Origin of the sequence: Pseudomonas sp. LJDD11, from assembly GCF_024584215.1 — a bacterium.
Classification (GTDB): Bacteria; Pseudomonadota; Gammaproteobacteria; order Pseudomonadales; family Pseudomonadaceae; genus Aquipseudomonas.
In genome coordinates this window covers 1-17776 of the sequence record NZ_JANJFL010000015.1, presented here as the reverse complement: position 1 = coordinate 17776, position 17776 = coordinate 1, and the positions used below count along the sequence as shown (strand labels likewise).

At 61.7% G+C, this 17776-nt stretch carries 16 protein-coding genes and 1 riboswitch; of the genes, 6 read left to right on the top strand and 10 right to left on the bottom strand.

Going from position 1 to position 17776, the window contains the following annotated elements; all coding sequences use genetic code 11:
- Positions 1 to 184 precede the first annotated feature (184 nt).
- The 3 genes from NRB16_RS17540 to NRB16_RS17530 all read left to right on the top strand — a co-directional run bounded on the left by NRB16_RS17540 (position 185) and on the right by NRB16_RS17530 (position 2779).
- On the top strand, positions 185 to 1255 hold the full coding sequence (locus tag NRB16_RS17540) for an AraC family transcriptional regulator (protein ID WP_045486185.1): 1071 nt from the start codon (positions 185 to 187) through the stop codon (positions 1253 to 1255).
- A 370-nt stretch (positions 1256 to 1625) separates the two neighbouring features.
- Entirely contained in the window at positions 1626 to 2174 is a 549-nt protein-coding gene (locus tag NRB16_RS17535) for a cytochrome b (protein WP_257106569.1), read from the top strand.
- Positions 2175 to 2200: 26 nt separating this feature from the next.
- On the top strand, positions 2201 to 2779 hold the full coding sequence (locus tag NRB16_RS17530; RefSeq protein WP_045486189.1) for a YceI family protein: 579 nt from the start codon (positions 2201 to 2203) through the stop codon (positions 2777 to 2779).
- Between the two features lie 95 nt (positions 2780 to 2874).
- Here the strand turns inward: NRB16_RS17530 and NRB16_RS17525 are convergent, their stop codons facing one another.
- The 3 genes from NRB16_RS17525 to ahcY all read right to left on the bottom strand — a co-directional run bounded on the left by NRB16_RS17525 (position 2875) and on the right by ahcY (position 7574).
- Positions 2875 to 4770, bottom strand: coding sequence for a DEAD/DEAH box helicase (locus NRB16_RS17525; protein WP_045486191.1), 1896 nt, complete (start codon positions 4768 to 4770; stop codon positions 2875 to 2877).
- Positions 4771 to 5135: 365 nt separating this feature from the next.
- Complete coding sequence (metF, locus tag NRB16_RS17520; protein ID WP_257106568.1) at positions 5136 to 5981, bottom strand: methylenetetrahydrofolate reductase [NAD(P)H]; 846 nt, start codon at positions 5979 to 5981, stop codon at positions 5136 to 5138.
- 183 nt (positions 5982 to 6164) lie between these two features.
- On the bottom strand, positions 6165 to 7574 hold the full coding sequence (gene ahcY / locus NRB16_RS17515; RefSeq protein WP_045486196.1) for an adenosylhomocysteinase: 1410 nt from the start codon (positions 7572 to 7574) through the stop codon (positions 6165 to 6167).
- A gap of 23 nt (positions 7575 to 7597) precedes the next feature.
- Positions 7598 to 7716: riboswitch (S-adenosyl-L-homocysteine riboswitch) on the bottom strand.
- A 129-nt stretch (positions 7717 to 7845) separates the two neighbouring features.
- On the opposite strand from ahcY, the gene NRB16_RS17510 reads away from it, so the two are divergent.
- Positions 7846 to 8247 carry an acyl-CoA thioesterase gene (locus tag NRB16_RS17510; protein ID WP_045486199.1) on the top strand — a complete coding sequence of 134 codons (402 nt, stop codon included), beginning with the start codon at positions 7846 to 7848 and terminating at the stop codon, positions 8245 to 8247.
- Positions 8248 to 8394: 147 nt separating this feature from the next.
- On the opposite strand, the gene otnI is transcribed toward NRB16_RS17510, so the two are convergent.
- From otnI to NRB16_RS17475, 7 genes are all read right to left on the bottom strand, one after another.
- Positions 8395 to 9168, bottom strand: coding sequence for a 2-oxo-tetronate isomerase (gene otnI / locus NRB16_RS17505; RefSeq protein ID WP_257106567.1), 774 nt, complete (start codon positions 9166 to 9168; stop codon positions 8395 to 8397).
- A 22-nt stretch (positions 9169 to 9190) separates the two neighbouring features.
- Complete coding sequence (locus NRB16_RS17500; protein ID WP_045486204.1) at positions 9191 to 10648, bottom strand: SLC13 family permease; 1458 nt, start codon at positions 10646 to 10648, stop codon at positions 9191 to 9193.
- A gap of 83 nt (positions 10649 to 10731) precedes the next feature.
- Complete coding sequence (locus NRB16_RS17495; protein WP_253142922.1) at positions 10732 to 11370, bottom strand: aldolase; 639 nt, start codon at positions 11368 to 11370, stop codon at positions 10732 to 10734.
- Positions 11370 to 12656, bottom strand: a complete 1287-nt coding sequence (gene otnK, locus NRB16_RS17490) for a 3-oxo-tetronate kinase (RefSeq protein WP_373568475.1) — start codon at positions 12654 to 12656, stop codon at positions 11370 to 11372. The genes NRB16_RS17495 and otnK overlap by 1 nt, the downstream gene beginning before the upstream one ends.
- A gap of 2 nt (positions 12657 to 12658) precedes the next feature.
- Positions 12659 to 13627 (bottom strand): L-threonate dehydrogenase, encoded by a 969-nt coding sequence (gene ltnD, locus NRB16_RS17485; RefSeq protein WP_269451204.1) that lies wholly within the window; start codon positions 13625 to 13627, stop codon positions 12659 to 12661.
- 340 nt (positions 13628 to 13967) lie between these two features.
- The gene (locus tag NRB16_RS17480) at positions 13968 to 14783 is read right to left on the bottom strand and encodes a DeoR/GlpR family DNA-binding transcription regulator (RefSeq protein ID WP_045486211.1); all 816 of its coding nucleotides are present in this window, start codon (positions 14781 to 14783) and stop codon (positions 13968 to 13970) included.
- Positions 14784 to 14890: 107 nt separating this feature from the next.
- Positions 14891 to 16168 (bottom strand): sodium:proton antiporter, encoded by a 1278-nt coding sequence (locus NRB16_RS17475; protein ID WP_045486215.1) that lies wholly within the window; start codon positions 16166 to 16168, stop codon positions 14891 to 14893.
- Positions 16169 to 16364: 196 nt separating this feature from the next.
- Here NRB16_RS17475 and NRB16_RS17470 point away from each other — a divergent pair, with 196 nt between their 5' ends.
- Positions 16365 to 17201: a DMT family transporter gene (locus NRB16_RS17470; protein WP_045486218.1), complete on the top strand. Its 837-nt coding sequence runs from the start codon at positions 16365 to 16367 to the stop codon at positions 17199 to 17201.
- Positions 17202 to 17212: 11 nt separating this feature from the next.
- Entirely contained in the window at positions 17213 to 17611 is a 399-nt protein-coding gene (locus tag NRB16_RS17465; RefSeq protein WP_045486221.1) for an MAPEG family protein, read from the top strand.
- Positions 17612 to 17776 lie beyond the last annotated feature (165 nt).

Genomic DNA, 17776 nt, shown 5'->3' with positions numbered 1-17776 from the left:
GTGCAGAGTCAAATCGGCTGCGCGGTTCGGGTGCGGTTGTTTCCTGATGACCCGTTTTGGGGCGTTCGTTTCTGCAAGTAACCCGAGCAAATGTTGAAAACGCCGTTTTAGAGCGGTTTTAGCCGCGAACAGATGGCGGCGTGGTTCTTGCTTTCTGAAATGAATTGTCACGAAGGAGGCGATGATGGGATCTATCCTCAGCCAGCCCGATCATCCGGCAGCAATGACATTGCTCAGCGGCGGGCAGGGCAACGCTGGCGTGCTGGCTGCGGCCGCCAGCGGCTTGTGCAGCTTTATCGAAAAGCACGGCGGTGACCCGGATCGGATCCTCGGTATGTCGGGTATCGACCCTGAAGCACTGAGCCATCCAACCCTGAGCCTGGCGCTGCCCAATTATTGCCAGGTGCTGGAAGAGGCATCACGCCAGTCTGGCTGCGATAACTTCGGCCTGTACTACGGCCAGCAATTCAAACCCCAGGCGCTTGGGCTGCTGGGGTATATCGGGCTGTGCTCGGCTACGGTCGAGCAGGCGCTGATCAACTTTGCCCGGGCCTTTCCGCTGCACCAGCGCAACAGCCTGATTCGTCTGGTGGACGAGGGCGAGTGCTACCGCTTCGATTATCAAGTGCGCCACGGCGCGATTCTGTGCCGCCGCCAGGACGCCGAATTGACCTTGGGCATGGCGCTGAATCTGGTTCGCCATGTAATGGGCAATCAGTGGGCGCCGCGTGCCGTGCATTTCGAGCACCCGCGCCCTGAGCACTGGCACGAGCACTGTAAGGTGTTCGATGCGCCGGTGTACTTCGAGCAGCCTTGCAACTCGCTGGTAATCCCCAAGCGCGGCCTGCAGCGGGCCATGCCTCAGGGTGATCCGGTGTTGCTGCTGGTCATGCAGGACTCGCTTAACCAGCTCAGCCGCCTGAGCCTGCGCGGCGAGCTGGAGGTTGCCGACGACGTACGCGAGCGCGTTCGCCAGCAGTTGCTGATTGGTGAGCCGGTGCTCGATGATGTCGCCGAGCAGATGGGCATGACCAGTTGGTCGCTGCAAAGGCGGCTGCGCGAACAGAATCTGAGTTTCTCGAGCGTGGTCGACACACTGCGCCGTGAACTGGCCACCCATTACCTGAGCCAGCATCAGTTGCCGATCTCCGACCTGGCGCCGCTGCTCGGTTATTCAGAAACCAGCGCTTTCTCCCGCGCTTTCCGTCGCTGGTTCGGCGTCAGCCCGCGCCAATGGCGCCGCGATGGCCTGTAGGAGCGGCTTTAGCCGCGAAGGCTTCCCGGCTAAAGCGGATCGCCGCCCGGCCGCTCCTGCGGGCAATAACATCAGTCATTCCGACTTGCGCTGAACCGATCCATCGGCCAGATAGCCATCGCCTACCGTTCATCGCCAGCAGATGGCCAGTTGTCATTGCTTAATATCGTCCTAATCTCTTATCGCTGATGCTCTGTTGTGCCCGGTTTGCAGGCCCTCTGCGAACCGGCGGGTTATCCCATGGTCTGAATCGCACGGTGAAAAGACCGGTGGATTGATCGTGTTTATCGATTCATCAGAGCAATTTTTTGCGCTTTTTTTCGATAGATAAATCGCTAGTCTGATCACACGTCTTACAGGGTATTAGGCAATGCAGCTACGTAATTCATCTTCTCGATACGGTCTGGTCAGCCGGGTGCTGCACTGGGGTGTGGCGCTGACGGTGTTCGGCCTGTTTGGCCTGGGGCTGTGGATGATGGGGCTGGATTACTACGACAGCTGGCGCAAGGCCGGGCCTGACCTGCACAAGAGCATCGGTCTGGTCCTGTTCGCCGCCATGCTGGTTCGGGTGATCTGGCGTTTTGTCAGCCCGCCGCCGCCACCACTGACCAGCTACAGTAGGTTGACCCGCATTGGCGCGGCGTTCGGCCATCTGTTTTTGTATGTCGCGTTGTTTGCGGTAATGACCGCCGGCTACCTGATCTCCACCGCCGACGGTGTGGGCATTCCGGTATTCGGCCTGTTTGAAGTACCAGCACTGATCAGCGGACTGCCGCAGCAGGCTGAAACGGCAGGACAGATCCACTTTTACCTGGCCTGGGCCATCGAGATCTTCGCGGTGCTTCATGGCCTGGCTGCTTTGAAACACCACTTCATTGATCGTGATGTGACCCTCAAGCGTATGCTGGGTCGTAATTGATAGTTCAACCAAAAAGGGAATACAGCATGTTGAAGAAGTCTCTCGCCGCTCTGGCCCTGGGTACCGCACTGTTCACCGCTGGCCAGGCCATGGCCGCTGATTACAAGATCGACAAGGAAGGCCAGCACGCCTTCGTCAACTTCAAGATCAGCCACCTGGGCTACAGCTACATCTACGGTACGTTCAAGGACTTCGATGGCGAGTTCAGTTTTGATGCTGCCAAGCCGGAAGCGAGCAAGATCTCGGTCGATCTGAAAACCGCCAGCCTGTTCACCAACCATGCCGAGCGTGACAAGCACATCCTCAGCAAGGATTTCCTGGATGCCGGCAAATACCCGGAAGCCAAGTTCGTTTCGACCAGCGTTAAATCCACTGGCGAGAAGACTGCTGACGTGACGGGCGACCTGACTCTGCACGGCGTCACCAAGCCGATCGTGATCAAGGCAACCTTCAACGGCGAAGGCAAGGATCCATGGGGCGGCTACCGCGCAGGCTTCAACGGCACCTCGACGCTGAACCTGAACGACTTCGGCATCAAAGGCCCAGGCCCGAGCTCTCAGACTCTGGATCTGGACATCACTGTTGAAGGTGTACAGAAGAAGTAATTCGCCGCGCCCCCAACACCATGGGTCCACCCGCAAGCCAGGGAGAGCAGACAAAAACACGCCGACCCTGGGGTCGTCGTTTTTGCATCCGGCGCTCAGTCTTCGCGGTTGCGAGTCAGCAGCGCGGGTTTTTCACCGCGTGGGCGGCTTGGCAACTGATCGAGCATTTCTGGCGTCGGGAAGCGATCAATCTTCGACTCCTTGTGCATGATCTTGGGTTGCGGGGGCTGACGCTCCTGGGGACGCACGGCAGGCTCTTCGCGCAGTGGGCGACGATCACGGGACTGGCCGCGTGGCGCACCACTGCGTGCTGCACCGCCGCCAGTGCGCTTGCCCTGGCCTGAACCGCCATTGGCGTTGCGTGCCCCGCCATTACTGCGCGGCTGAGCCGGGCCTTGACCATGCGGGCGAGCAGCACCGTTGCTGGCACCCTGACCGGCCGGGCGACGGCCACGACCCTGGCCAGGCTTACCCTGGTAAGGGCTGACGTAGTCGGCGCGGTTGCCAAAGTTGTCTACATCGTCATCGAGAAACTCTTCCGGATCACGGTTGGCCGGCGGACGTGGCGGTGTGCTGGCGCGTTGTGGCTGTTGCTCACGGCCACCACCGTCACGGCCAGTGCCTTCGCGAGGCTTTTTCTCGCGTGGCTTGCGGGCCGGACGCTCACCGGCCGGCGCCGCTGCGCTGTCTTTGGCCTTGTCTTTCTCGCGGCCTTTGTCCTTGCCTTTGTCACGACGGCCGCCGCTGCCCTTCTCGGACTTCTCGCCGCCTTCGCCGCGAGCATTGCGCGGGTTACGTGGCTGGCGCGGCTCGCGCACTTCCGGCTTCTCGGCCTCTACGGCGTTGATGTCGAAACCTTGCAGGTCACCGTCAGGGATCTTCTGCCGGGTCATGCGCTCGATGCTCTTGAGCAGCTTCTCTTCGTCTGGCGCCACCAGCGAGATCGCCTCACCGGTGCGGCCCGCACGGCCGGTGCGGCCGATACGGTGCACGTAGTCTTCGTCGACGTTGGGCAGTTCGAAGTTGACCACATGTGGCAACTGGTCGATGTCCAGGCCGCGGGCGGCGATATCGGTGGCAACCATGATCCGTACTTCGCCGGCCTTGAAGTCGGCCAGGGCTTTGGTACGGGCGTTCTGGCTCTTGTTGCCGTGAATTGGCACAGCGCTCAGACCGTGTTTGGTCAGGTACTCGGCCAGACGGTTGGCGCCGTGCTTGGTGCGGGTGAACACCAGCACCTGCTCCCAGGCACCCTGAGTGATCAGGTGGGCCAGCAGCGCACGCTTGTGGCTCGATGGCAGGCGGAAGACGCGCTGCTCGATGCGCTCGACCGTGGTGTTCGGCGGAGTGACTTCGATGCGCTCCGGGTCGTGCAGCAACTTGCCGGCCAGCGACACGATGTCATTGGAGAAGGTCGCCGAGAACAGCAGGTTCTGGCGCTTGGCCGGCAGACGGGCCAAGACCTTCTTGACGTCATGGACGAAGCCCATGTCGAGCATGCGGTCGGCTTCGTCGAGGACCAGGATTTCAACGTGGGACAGGTCGACGCTGCCTTGGCCGGCCAGGTCGAGCAGGCGGCCCGGGCAGGCGACCAGCACGTCAACGCCCTTGGCCAGGGCCTGGACCTGCGGGTTCATGCCTACGCCGCCGAAAATGCAGGCGCTGACGAACTTCAGGTCGCGGGCATACAGCTTGAAGCTGTCATGCACCTGGGCGGCCAGTTCGCGGGTCGGGGTCAGGACCAGTACGCGCGGCTGGCGCGGGCCATGACGCTGGGATTTGTCCGGATGACCGTTGGGGAACAGCCGCTCCAGGATCGGGAGGGCGAAACCACCGGTCTTACCAGTACCTGTCTGGGCGGCGACCATCAGATCGCGGCCTTGCAACACGGCGGGAATCGCCCGCTGTTGCACGGGAGTAGGCTGGGTGTAGCCCGCCGCTTCGACAGCGCGGACTAGAGCCTCGGAGAGACCGAGGGAAGCAAAGGACATGAGAAATCCTGTTCTGGTTTGGAGCTTGTGCTCTGGAATGATCATGCCTGGCGGAATGGCGTTCAGGCTGCCTGAACCTGCAGCGTATGTGTGCTGTAGATTTTCAGGAGCTTGTCGGGACGCGATCCCGTCCGGTGCTGCGGGGTCAGAAATCCATCTCGTGACTGCATCGGCGCGATCGAGATGCCTATTGCAAGACCCAGCGTCCGGGCGTAAGCCTGGCGGGAAGGCCGGAGTATATCAGAATCGGTGTTCTGCACGGCTGTCCGGCTGTATGACGGTTTTTATCAGGAGAACGGCCCCGAAGCAATGCCTCAGGGCCATCAAAGGCTGTCGACGTTCCGAACGGTCGTCGCGCAGCGCTTTCAGCGAGGCAGCTTCAGATTGTTCCAAATCGCCAGACTCGGTTCTGCCTGATTCAGCGTGTAGAAGTGCAACCCAGGTGCGCCGCCCTGCAGCAGGCGTTCGCTCATCTCGGTCACGACCTGCTCGCCAAACGCCTGGATGCTCGCCGTATCGTCACTGTAGGCTTCCAGTTGCTTGCGGACCCAGCGCGGGATTTCCGCACCGCAGGCGTCCGAGAAGCGCGCCAGCTTGCTGTAGTTGGTGATCGGCATGATGCCGGGTACTACGGGAATATCCACACCCAGCTTCCGCACGCGCTCCATGAAGTAGAAGTAGCAGTCGGCACTGAAGAAATACTGAGTGATCGCGCTGTCGGCACCGGCCTTGACCTTGGTCACGAAGTGCGCGATGTCGTCGTCGAAGTTACGCGCTTGCGGGTGCATCTCCGGGTAGGCGGCGACTTCGATATGGAAGTGGTCGCCGGTTTCTTCACGAATGAAGCTCACCAGGTCGCTGGCGTAGCGCAGCTCACCGCTGGCCATACCCATGCCCGAAGGCAGGTCACCGCGCAGGGCAACGATGCGTTTGACGCCGGCGTTCTTGTACTGCGTCAACAGCTCACGCAGTTCGGTCTTGGTGTCCCCGACCCACGACAGGTGCGGTGCGGCAGGAACTTTGACTTCGTTTTCGAGCTGCAGCACGGTATTGAGCGGGCGGTCACGGGCCGACCCGCCTGCACCGTAGGTGCAGGAGAAAAAGTCGGGATTGTAGGCTGCCAGTTGGTGGGCAACATTCAGCAGCTTTTCATGGCCAGCATCGGTCTTGGTCGGAAAGAACTCGAAGCTGTAGCGGCGTTCTTGGCTCATCTGGCCGGTCTCATATTGATGCGGACATATCCGCGATAACGCGCAGAAACTTGATCGCTGCCCCGGTAGGAGCGACCTTGGTCGCGAAGAGGCCATGCCAGGCACAACATATGTTGCGCCTGGTCGATTGCTTTCGCGAGCAAGCTCGCTCCTACAGGATTTTCACCACAGGGCAGACGTTGATCAGTAGCGGTAAGTGTCTGGCTTGAACGGGCCTTCGACGGTCACGCCGATGTAGTCGGCCTGGGTCTTGGTCAGTTTGGTCACTACGCCGCCGAAGCCACGGACCATTTCCAGGGCCACTTCTTCGTCGAGTTTTTTCGGCAGTACTTCAACGGTCAGACGCTGGGCTTTCTGCTCGGCCGACAGGTCGGCGTACTTCTGTTCGAACAGGAAGATCTGCGCCAGCACCTGGTTGGCGAACGAACCGTCCATGATGCGGCTCGGGTGACCGGTGGCGTTGCCCAGGTTCACCAGACGGCCTTCGGCCAGCAGGATCAGGTAGTCGTCGTTATGCGGGTCAAAGCTGCCCGGGCCGGTACGGTGGATCTTGTGTACCTGTGGCTTGACCTCTTCCCACGCCCAGTTCTTGCGGGTGAAAGCCGTGTCGATTTCGTTGTCGAAGTGACCGATGTTGCACACCACAGCACGCTTTTTCAGGGCCTTGAGCATGCCGGCGTCGCAGACGTTGACGTTGCCGGTGGTGGTCACGATCAGGTCGATCTTGCCCAGCAGGGCTTTGTCGACGCTGGCTTCGGTGCCGTCGTTTTCACCGTTGATGTACGGCGAAACCACTTCGAAACCGTCCATGCATGCCTGCATGGCGCAGATCGGGTCAACTTCGGTGACCTTGACGATCATGCCTTCCTGACGCAGCGACTGGGCCGAGCCCTTGCCCACGTCACCGTAGCCGATGACCAGCGCTTGCTTGCCCGACAGCAGGTGGTCGGTGCCGCGCTTGATGGCGTCGTTGAGGCTGTGACGGCAACCGTACTTGTTGTCGTTCTTGCTCTTGGTCACCGAGTCGTTGACGTTGATGGCCGGGATCTTCAGCTCGCCTTTGGCCAGCATCTCTTGCAGACGGTGAACGCCGGTGGTGGTTTCTTCGGTAACGCCGTGGATGCGTTCGAGCATCTGCGGGTACTTCTTGTGCAGGATTTCGGTCAGGTCGCCGCCGTCGTCCAGAATCATGTTGGCGTCCCAAGGCTGACCGTCCTTGAGGATGGTCTGCTCGATGCACCACTCGTACTCTTCTTCGGTCTCGCCTTTCCAGGCGAACACAGGAATACCGGCAGCAGCGATGGCGGCAGCGGCCTGGTCCTGGGTCGAGAAGATGTTGCACGACGACCAGCGTACTTCGGCACCCAGGGCAACCAGGGTTTCGATCAGCACGGCAGTCTGAATGGTCATGTGGATGCAGCCGATGATTTTCGCGCCCTTGAGCGGTTGCTCACCGGCGTATTTGCGGCGCAGGCCCATCAGGGCAGGCATTTCCGATTCGGCAATGATGGTTTCGCGACGGCCCCAGGCGGCCAGGGAGAAGTCGGCAACCTTGTAGTCGTTGAAATCTGCGGGCGTGTTTGCAGCGCTCATTGAAGAGACTCCATTCCATAAAGTATGAATGGGCGCCGTTGTGCGTTCAGGTTTACACCTATAAAGCCCGCAGCCGGAGGCTGGCGAGCAACGCCCCATCCGAGCCTGACAGGGTAAACCTGCTGCAGCGCCCCTCGGACAGGTGGCGGGAACGGTATCAAGTGTTGATGACCGTTTGAAAACGGGTGGCAGTATAGCCGTGCTTGCGATGGTTCCCAAGGTTTTATATGCCATGATGGGGCCATCCATCGGCAGTCACTCAGGAGAGACCATGAACTTCCATACCCGCAAGTGGGTGAAACCCGAAGACCTCAACCCTAACGGCACGCTGTTTGGCGGCAGCCTGCTGCGCTGGATCGACGAAGAGGCCGCGATCTACGCCATCGTGCAACTGGGTAACCAGCGGGTGGTGACCAAGTACATCTCGGAGATCAACTTCGTCAGCGCCTCGCGCCAGGGCGACATCATCGAACTGGGGATTACCGCTACCGAGTTTGGCCGCACCTCGATCACCCTGCGTTGCCAGGTGCGTAACAAGATTACCCGCAAGAGCATCCTGACCGTCGAGAAGATGGTCTTCGTCAACCTCGGCGAAGACGGTCAGCCCGCGCCGCATGGCCGGACTGAAATCCGCTACATCAAGGACCAGTTCGACCAGCCGGAAGACGAATAAACCAGACCATGCATCGGTTATGCAGCCAATCCAGTCGGCATAGTCATTTGGTCGATCATCGGTGGGAGCGACCTTGGTCGCGAAGGCTACCTGCCAGGCGCTGGATATGTTGCGCCTGGACAGGCTCTTTCGCGAGCGGGCTCGCTCCTACAGGCGGCGCAGCCACTCCAGGCCTTCGCTGGTATCGCCTTTGGGGCGGTACTCGCAGCCGATCCAGCCGGTGTAGCCCAACTGGTCGATCACCTCGAACAGGTGCGCGTAGTTCAGCTCGCCCAGATTCGGTTCGTGACGGTCCGGCACGCCGGCGATCTGGATGTGGCCGATCCCGGCAAAGTCGCGGCGCAGTTTGGCGGTCAGGTCGCCTTCGACGATCTGGCAGTGGTAGCAATCGAACTGCACCTTGAGATTGCCTGCACCGACCTGCTGCACGATGGCTTGCGCCTGGTCCTGACGATTGAGGAAGAAACCCGGCATGTCACGGGTGTTGATCGGTTCAATCAGCACCGTAATACCCAAGGGCTTTGCCTGGGCAGCCGCATAGGCCAGATTCTCCAGGTACACCGCCTGATGCCTGGCGCGCAGCTCTTCGCTGGGCAGCAGACCGGCCATCACGTGGATGCGGTCATTGCCCAGCACTTGTGCATATTCCAGCGCCTTGGCGATACCGCCCCGGAATTCTTGCTCACGGCCCGGCAGGCTGGCGATGCCACGCTCGCCCGCCGCCCAGTCGCCCGGTGGGGCGTTGAACAGCGCCTGTACCAGAGCGTTGTCATCAAGACGCTGCTTCAACTCCTGAGGGCTGTAGTCATACGGGAACAGATACTCGACCGCCGCAAAGCCGTCGGCGGCAGCGGCAGCGAAGCGGTCCAGGAAGTCATGCTGCGGGTACAGCATGCTGAGGTTGGCGGCGAAACGAGGCATATTAACTCCGGTCTTCAAAGCGTCAGACAAAAGGCCACAGCAGCAGGGTGAATACAAACCCCAAGGTGCCCAGCAGGGTGACCAGCACAGTCCAGGTACGCAAGCCGTCGGCCACGTTCAGGCCGGCCAGTTTGGTGAACATCCAGTACCCGGCGTCGTTGATGTGCGACATCGCCAGGCCGCCACCGCCCATGGCCAGGCACAGCAGCGCGAGCTGGTTGGCCGACAGGTCCAGGGTGGCAATCAGCGGGCTGAGAATACCGGCGGTGGTGACCAGCGCCACGGTGGTCGAGCCCTGTACTGCACGCAGCAGCATGGTCAGGATAAAGCCCAGCGCCAGAACCGGCAGGCCGGTGTGACGCAGCGCTTCGGAAACGACCGCACCGATACCGGTGTCGACCAGCACCTTGCCGAACACGCCGCCAGCACCGGCGATCAGGATCACCATGGCCACGCCCGGCAGCGCCGAGCCGATCACATCAGAAACCTGCGAGCGGCTCCAGCCACGGCGCGAGCCGAGCAGCCAGGCACACAGCAGGGTGTCGATCAGCAGCGCCACCAGCGGCGCGCCGAGTACGGTCAGGATGTCGCGCAGGGTCGAACCGACCGGCAGCATGGTGGTGGCCAGGGTGCCGAGCAGAATCAGCACGATCGGCAGCAGGATCAGCGCGATGATCATCCCGAAACCCGGTGCCGGTGCGGCTGGCAGGCTCTTGGCCAGGCTACTGGCGCTGGCTTCGGCGCCGAACTCTTTGTCCTGCACCACTTCACGTACCGTGGAGTAGTCGTTGCGCGCCCAGGCTTGCAGATCGGCGTTGGTCACGTGCGGGCCGTAGACCTCGGCCCGGATGTCATCGGTCATCGGGTAGGTCTTGCGGGTCATGCGCCCGGCAATGAAGTAACCCACCGCGCAAACCACCGCCACCAGCGGAATACCCAGCAGCAATACCCGACCCAGATCGGCGCCCAGTTGGCTGGCAGCGGCAACAGCACCCGGATGCGGCGGCAGGAAGGCGTGCACCGCGAGCAATGCTGCGCACATCGGCAGGGCGAAGATCAGCAGCGGTTTGCGTGCGGTACGCGCCACGCCATAGGCCAGCGGCATGAGGATGATCACCCCGACCTCAAAGAACACCGGAATGCCGACGATGAAGCCCGCGACGGTCAGGGCCAGCGGTGTGCGCCGGTTGCCGAAGCGTTCGATCAGCGTTTTGGCCAGCGCCTCGGCACCGCCTGACAACTCAATGATGCGCCCGATCATTGCGCCCAGGGCGATGATGATCGCGATATGCCCCAGGGTCTTGCCCATGCCGCCCTCAATGGTGGCAACCAGATCGGCGGGCTTAACCCCGGCTACCAGCGCGACGATGATGCTGACCAGCATCAGGGCCACGAAGGGCTGGAGTTTGTACTTGAGGACCAGAAACAGCAGCAGTGCGATACCGGCACCGGCGATTAGCATCAGCATTAATGGAGTCATGCTTTCATCCTGTTTTTATTGTTGTCCGGCAGTGCCGGGGCTGGCAGGGCGCCGCAAGGCGGCGCCGGGATGTGGAACGGGGGTTACCACTTGGCGCCGAAGACCTGATGCAGCTCTTCGAGCGCCTGCTCCGGCAGTGGAGCGGGTTTGGGATTGCTCATCAGCCACAAACGGGCGGTCTCTTCGAGTTCTTCCAGGGCGTAGCAGGCCTTGGCTACCGAGCTTTCCCAGATCACCGGGCCGAGCCGTTCGAGCATCACGCCGCGCACGCTGTTGGCCAGTTGCGCGACGCGCTCGGCGACGATCGGCGAGCCGGGGCGCTGGTAGCCGATCAGCGGAATATGGCCGACCTTCATCACCTGGTAGGGCGTCAGCGGCGGCAGAATGTCGTCTTCGTGCCACACCCCGGCCAGGGTCAACGCCACCAGATGGGTGGAGTGGGTATGCACCACGCCGCCGACCTCGGGATTGCGGTCATACACCTGGCGGTGCAGGGCCAGGGTCTTGGAAGGCTTGCTGCCGGAGACCCATTCACCGGCCAGGTTGACCTTGGCGATGTCGCCGGGCTGCATGCGGCCCAGGCAGGCATCGGTCGGGGTAATCAGCCAGCCGTCGTCGAGCCGGGCGCTGATATTGCCGGCGCTGCCGACGGTGTAGCCACGGCCATACAGCAGGCGGCCCACGTCGCAGATTTCTTCGCGCAGGGCTTTTTCATTGCTCATCAGACGGCTCCTGCCAATTGCTTGAGGGCTTTGGCGAAGAAGTCGCGGGCGCCGAAGTTGCCCGACTTGAGGGCCAGGGCCAGCGGTTGTTCACCGGCGCTGACCGTCGCCGGGACACCGGGGTCGATCTGGGCGCCGATTTTCAGCAGTTGCACGCCCAGCGCCTGAACCACCGAGCCGGAGGTCTCGCCGCCAGCGACCACAAAGCGTCGCACGCCCGCGTCGAACAGACCCTTGGCGATCTGCCCCAGCGCCTCCTCGACCATGGCACCGGCACGCTCGGCACCGAGTTTTTCCTGCACCGCTTTGACTTCGTCCGGGGTGCTGGTGGCGTAGATCAGTACGGTCTGGCCGGCGTCACGGGCAAAGGCCAGCGCCTGCCCGACCACCGGTTGACCGGCGGCCAGCGCCAGCGGGTCGATGCGCAGCGCCGGGCGACCGGCTTCCAGCCAGGCCAGCACCTGACCATTGGTGGCCAGCGAAGCGCTGCCGGCCAGTACCACTTCACCGCCTTCGATGGCGATGCTCTGGGCCGCGTCGATGTCGCGCAGCTTGCCGGCCTTGCGGAAGTTGCCCGGCAGGCCCAGCGCCAGGCCGGAGCCGCCGGTCAGCAGCGGCAGGTCGGCACAGGCTGCACCCAGGGTGTAGAGGTCGGCATCGGACACGGCATCGGCAATCGCCATGCTCACGCCCTCGGCGCGCAGCTCGGCAATGCGTGCACGCACCGCGTCGCTGCCCTTGGCCACGGTGTCATAGCGCAGCAGACCGACCTTGCCCTTGGTTTGTGCTTGCAGCACGCGCAGCAGGTTGGCGTCGCCCATCGGCGTCAGCGGGTGATTCTGCATGCCCGACTCACTGAGCAACTGGTCCTGGACAAACAGGTGACCACGGAAAATGGTCCGGCCGTTTTCCGGAAACGCCGGGCAGGCAATGCTGAAGTCACCGCCCAGTCTGGCCAGCAGTGCTTCGCTGACCTGGCCGATGTTACCGGCGGCAGTGGAGTCGAAGGTCGAGCAGTATTTGAAGAAGATCTGCTCGCAGCCACGCTCGCGCAGCCACTCCAGCGCGGCGAGGGATTCATCCACCGCCTCGGCGGCCGGGGTGGTGCGCGACTTCAGCGCGATGACAATGGCGTCGGCATCAAGGCCGGCAGCCACTTCGGCGCTGGGGATGCCGATGCTCTGTACGGTGCGCATGCCGCCGCGTACCAGCATGTTGGCAAGGTCCGTGGCACCGGTGAAGTCATCAGCGATGCAACCGAGCAGCGGGCGGGAAGGGCTCGTCATGATCATTGCTCCCCTTTGGCTTTTGGCAGTTCGATGCCCGGGAAAATCTTGATCACTGCCGAGTCGTCTTCACGGCCAAAGCCGGCACTGGAGGCCTGCATGAACATCTGGTGTGCGGTGGCCGACAGCGGCAGCGGGAATTTGCTGGTGCGGGCGGTATCCAGCACCAGGCCCAGGTCCTTGACGAAAATGTCCACCGCCGACAGCGGCGTGTAGTCAGCGTTGAGGATGTGCGGCACGCGGTTTTCGAACATCCACGAGTTGCCGGCGCTGTTGGTGATCACTTCGTACAGGGCATCGGCATCCACGCCTTCGCGCAGGCCCAGGGCCATGGCTTCGGCGCTGGCGGCGATATGCACACCGGCCAGCAACTGGTTGATGATCTTGACCTTCGAGCCCAGACCATGGACGTCACCGAGGCGGTAAACCTTGCCAGCCATGCCGGCCAGCACGGCTTCGGCCTTGGCGTAGGCGTCGGCCGGGGCGGAGGTCATCATGGTCATTTGCCCGGCAGCGGCCTTGGCGGCGCCACCGGAGATGGGCGCGTCGAGGTACAGCAGGCCCTGATCGGCCAGGCGCTGGCCCAGCTCGACGGCGAAGGTCGGGGCGACAGTGGCGCAACCGATCACCAGACTGCCAGGGCGCAGAGCAGCTACGGCACCGTTGTCACCGAACAGCACGGTTTCGGTCTGCTCGGCGTTGACCACCACGGTGATGATGATGTCGCAGGCGCCAGCCAGTGCAGCAGGCGAGGCGGCAGCGACACCACCTTCGTTGGCAAAAGCCTGAACCACTTCACTGCGCACGTCACAGGCATGCACCTTGAAGCCATTGCGCAGCAGCGAGCGGGCAATGCCCAGACCCATGGCGCCCAAGCCGATCACACCGACATTCGATTGAGTCATTGCTGTCATCCTCGGTCGTCGCCGCTGCACATCACGGGCCCCTCTAAAAACGACCTGCGTTGCCATCGCTGCGTTGAAAACCGGCTCAAAATGCTCATTTACAATCCGTAAACTGCGCTTTTTCGCCGGTTTTCGCCTTGCGCTGGCTGCCTCGCCTACGTTTTCAGAGATGTCCGAATGCCAACAGACGGCTTAATTGTTCTGAAATGTGAATCTGATAGTGGATCAGTGAGCTGATAATGTGAAGTATTTTTTCTATTTAACAAATGTTCACATTGTTGATCTGCGTCACACAGACAGCAAAAAGCCCCTGGGCAGGGGCTTTGGCATGTGAATGGCAGGAGCTGCTTTAGCAGCGAAACCCAAACCTGATTCGCTGCTAAAGCAGCTCCTACGGCGGGTAGGGTTACGCCGGGGTAGAGGCCAGCAGCAGCTCGATGCGCTGGTTGCGGATGCTTTCAGCGGCAGCCGGGGTCAGGGCGTCGTCAGTTATCACGCTGTCGAACTGTTCCAGCGCCGCGACTTTGTACATGCCGAAGGTGCCGTACTTGGAGCTGCTGGCGATCAGCACACTGCGCGAGGCCGACTGCATAGCGGCCTGTTTGACCTCGACCTTGAGCGCCGAAGGCGTGGTACTGCCACGCTGCAAATCCCAGGAACTGGTGGACATGAACGCGATGTCGGTCGCCAGCTGGCGCAGGGTCGCGGCGGCCAGGCCGCCGACGCTGGAGCGGTTGGGGTGGTCGAGCAGGCCGCCGGTGTGAATCACATCCACATGGTTGGCATCGGCCAGCGCATTGACGATGCCAAAGTCGTTGGTGACCACCGTCATTCCCGACAGCGCGGCAATGTGCGGGACGATTTCCAGCGTCGTGGTGCCGGCATCCAGATAAACCGTCATGTCCGGGTGCAGCAGCGCGGCGGCCAGACGCGCCATCGCTTGCTTGTTCGGCAGTTCCACCACGGCCTTGGACTGGTGGCTGGGCTCGCTGTGCAACTGGCTGGCGATCCGCACGCCACCGGTGACCGAGTAGGCGCGGCCTTCCTGCTCCAGCAGGGCGATGTCACGGCGGATGGTCATGTGCGAGCAGTCGAACATGTCCATCAGTTGGTGCACGCTCAGCACCTGATGCTTGCGCAACTGACGCAGCATCTGCTCGCGGCGTTGATCGGGAATCATCGGTGCGCCGCCGGTCATGGCGGGTTTCTCTGGGGTGGACATCTCTGCTCCTGCAAGGCGACTTCCAGACATGCCGTCAAGTTTACGTGCAGCGCCGGGATGGGCAGAAAATTTTTTAACACAATCTGCTCATCCCGGACGCCGCCCGATCAATGGCCGGGGTGCGGCGCTGCGGCGTTTGAGTCAGCTACCTGCGGCTGGCCGGTCACCGAGCGCACCAGCCTGCCAATGGTCAGGCCCTGCAACAGGATCGACAGCAGCACCACGATGTAGGTGATGCTCAGCACGATGTCGCGTTCCGGCCCGAGCGGTAGCGCCAATGCCAAGGCCACCGACACACCGCCACGCAGCCCGCCCCAGGTCAGGATGCGGATCGTGCCTTGCGGCACCTTGCGCCAGCGGCGCAGCAGCAAAATCGCCGGCGCCACGGTGATAAAGCGCGACAGCACAATAGCCACGGCCAACAGGCCGGCGGCCGCCAGGTGCAGCCAGGAGAACGGCAACAACAGCAGCTCCATGCCGATCAGCGCGAACAGCAGGGCATTGAGCATGTCGTCGAGCAACTCCCAGAAACCGTCCATATAGCGGCGGGTCATGTCGTTCATCGCCAGATTACGGCCCAGATTGCCGATGATCAGGCCGGCCACCACCATGGCAATCGGCGCCGATACGTGCAGTTCCGAAGCCAGCGCCGAACCGCCGATGACCAGTGCCAGGGTCAACATCACCTCGATCTGGTACTGCTCGATGCTCTTGATCATCAGATACACCGCATAGCCAATCAGGCCGCCGTACAGCACTCCACCGATGGCCTCGTGGGCAAACAGGATGGCGGTCTCGGTCACGCTCGGGGTCTCGCCCAGTTGCGCGATGCCCAACAGCACGGTGAACACCACCACGGCGGTGCCGTCGTTGAACAGGCTTTCACCGACGATGGTGGTTTTCAGGGGTTTGGAGGCATTGGCGGTCCGTAGCACGCCGAGCACCGCGATCGGGTCGGTGGGCGAGATCAGCGCGCCGAACAACAGGCAATACAGGAAACTGACGTGCCAGCCGAACATCGCGAAAATCCACCAGGCCAGGCTGCCAATCACAAAGGTGGCGATCAGCACGCCGAAGGTCGCCAGCAGACCGATGGGCCAGCGATAACTCTTCAGGTCTGCGAGGTTGACGTGCAAGGCGCCGGCGAACAGCAGAAACGACAGCATCCAGTTCATCAGTAGATCGCCAAAGTCGATCTGGCCGATCAACTGTTCCACGCGCTCTTCAAGGCCGGGAAAGCCCAACAGGCTCAGGCCTTGTAGCAGCAGGGAAAAGATCAGTGCCGTGACCATCACACCAATGGTGGGTGGCAGGCCGATGAAGCGGTAATTCACGTAAGTGAGCAGGGTGGTCAGGCAGATAAACGCAGCAGCAAGTTCAAGCATCCGTAGTTCCGTATTGGCAGATCCATATTCATTTCGTATCGAGGGTATAGCGGCCCCGGCAAGTGTCGGCGCGGAGGCGATTGACCACCGGGAAGGGGTAATAGTGCACGGTTTGAGAAATTTTTTGCCACATTAGCTGCCTTGACTGTTGGCCTGTCTGTCATGCTGGGGGCTCTCTGAGTAAGGAGTAAAGCGCGTGTTGGCGACAGCTCTGGTACTGGTGGCGGCCGTGCTGCACGCGGTGTGGAACACCCTCGTCAAGTTCAGTGCCGAGCGCTTGCTGGTGATCGCCAGCATGGACGGCGTGGCACTGCTGTGTGCATTACTGGCGGTCAGCTTCGTCAGCCCGCCGCCGGTGCAGGTCTGGCCCTGGCTGGTGGCTTCGGCGCTGTTCGAACTGCTGTATCGCGCGTTGCTGATCAAGGCTTACCGGGTGGGTGACCTGGGACTGGTGTATCCGCTGATGCGCGGACTCTCACCGCTGGTGGTGCTGGCCCTGACGCTGATCTCTGGTGGTGAGCAACTGAGTGTCCAGCAGATCATTGGCATTTTGCTGATTCCGTGCGGGATGGTCTGCCTGCTCTGGCAAGGTGGCGGCGGGGAGCGCTTGCCCTGGAGCCTGCTGCCGGTGGTCGGGCTGATTGGCCTGTGCATCGGCAGCTACACCTGGATCGACGGCCAGGCCCTCAAGCTGGGCGTGCCGGCGCTGGATTATCTGGTGTGGCTGACGCTGGTCAGTGCCTGGCCGTTTCCGGTGCTGGCAGCCTGTTACAAATATCAGGGGCTAATGACGTTCTGGCGCGAACAGTGGACACTCGGGCTGAGTGTCGGGCTTTGCGTGCTGCTGAGCTACGCCCTGGTGTTGTGGGCCATGCAACTGGGGTCGGTGGCGGAGGCGGCGGCCTTGCGCGAGGTCAGCGTATTGCTGGTGGTGTTGATGGGCATGCGTTACCTGAAAGAACCTTTTGGCCGGCCCCGGCTCTTAGCATGTGGTCTGGTGTTGCTCGGCATGCTGGTAATGAAGTTCAAATAAGGAATCAACTTATGACAGTCGCTTTTTGGTGTGTGTTGATCGCGATTCTCCTGCCGCTGATCTGCTCGGTTATTGCCAAGGCCAGCAGCGGCAAGTTTCGATCGGGTCATAACCGTGACCCCAGGGATTTTCTGGATCGGCTGGAAGGCTTGCCACGGCGTGCCCATGCCGCGCAATTGAACGGCTTCGAAGTGCTGCCGGGCTTTGCCGCCGCAGTGATCATTGCCCACATCGCCGGCAATGCACAGCTGGTGACCATCGATGTGCTGGCGGTGCTGTTCATCACCAGCCGCTTGCTGTTCATCATTTTCTATCTGGCCGACCTGGCGGTGCTGCGCTCGATCTCTTTCCTGGTTGGCCTGGGGCTGATCATCGGCCTGTTCGTCGCCTCGGCGGTGCCAGCGGCCTGACCGGCGGAGGCGGTGATCTGGCCCCTCTCGCGAAGAGGCCAGTAAGCTCACAGCATCTGCTGCGACTGTGCCTCCGTCCTCGTCGGCAAGCCAACTCTCATCAAACAAATTACAAATCGCTGATTTACAAGGCCCTCCCGTAGGAGCAGCTTTAGCTGCGAAGCC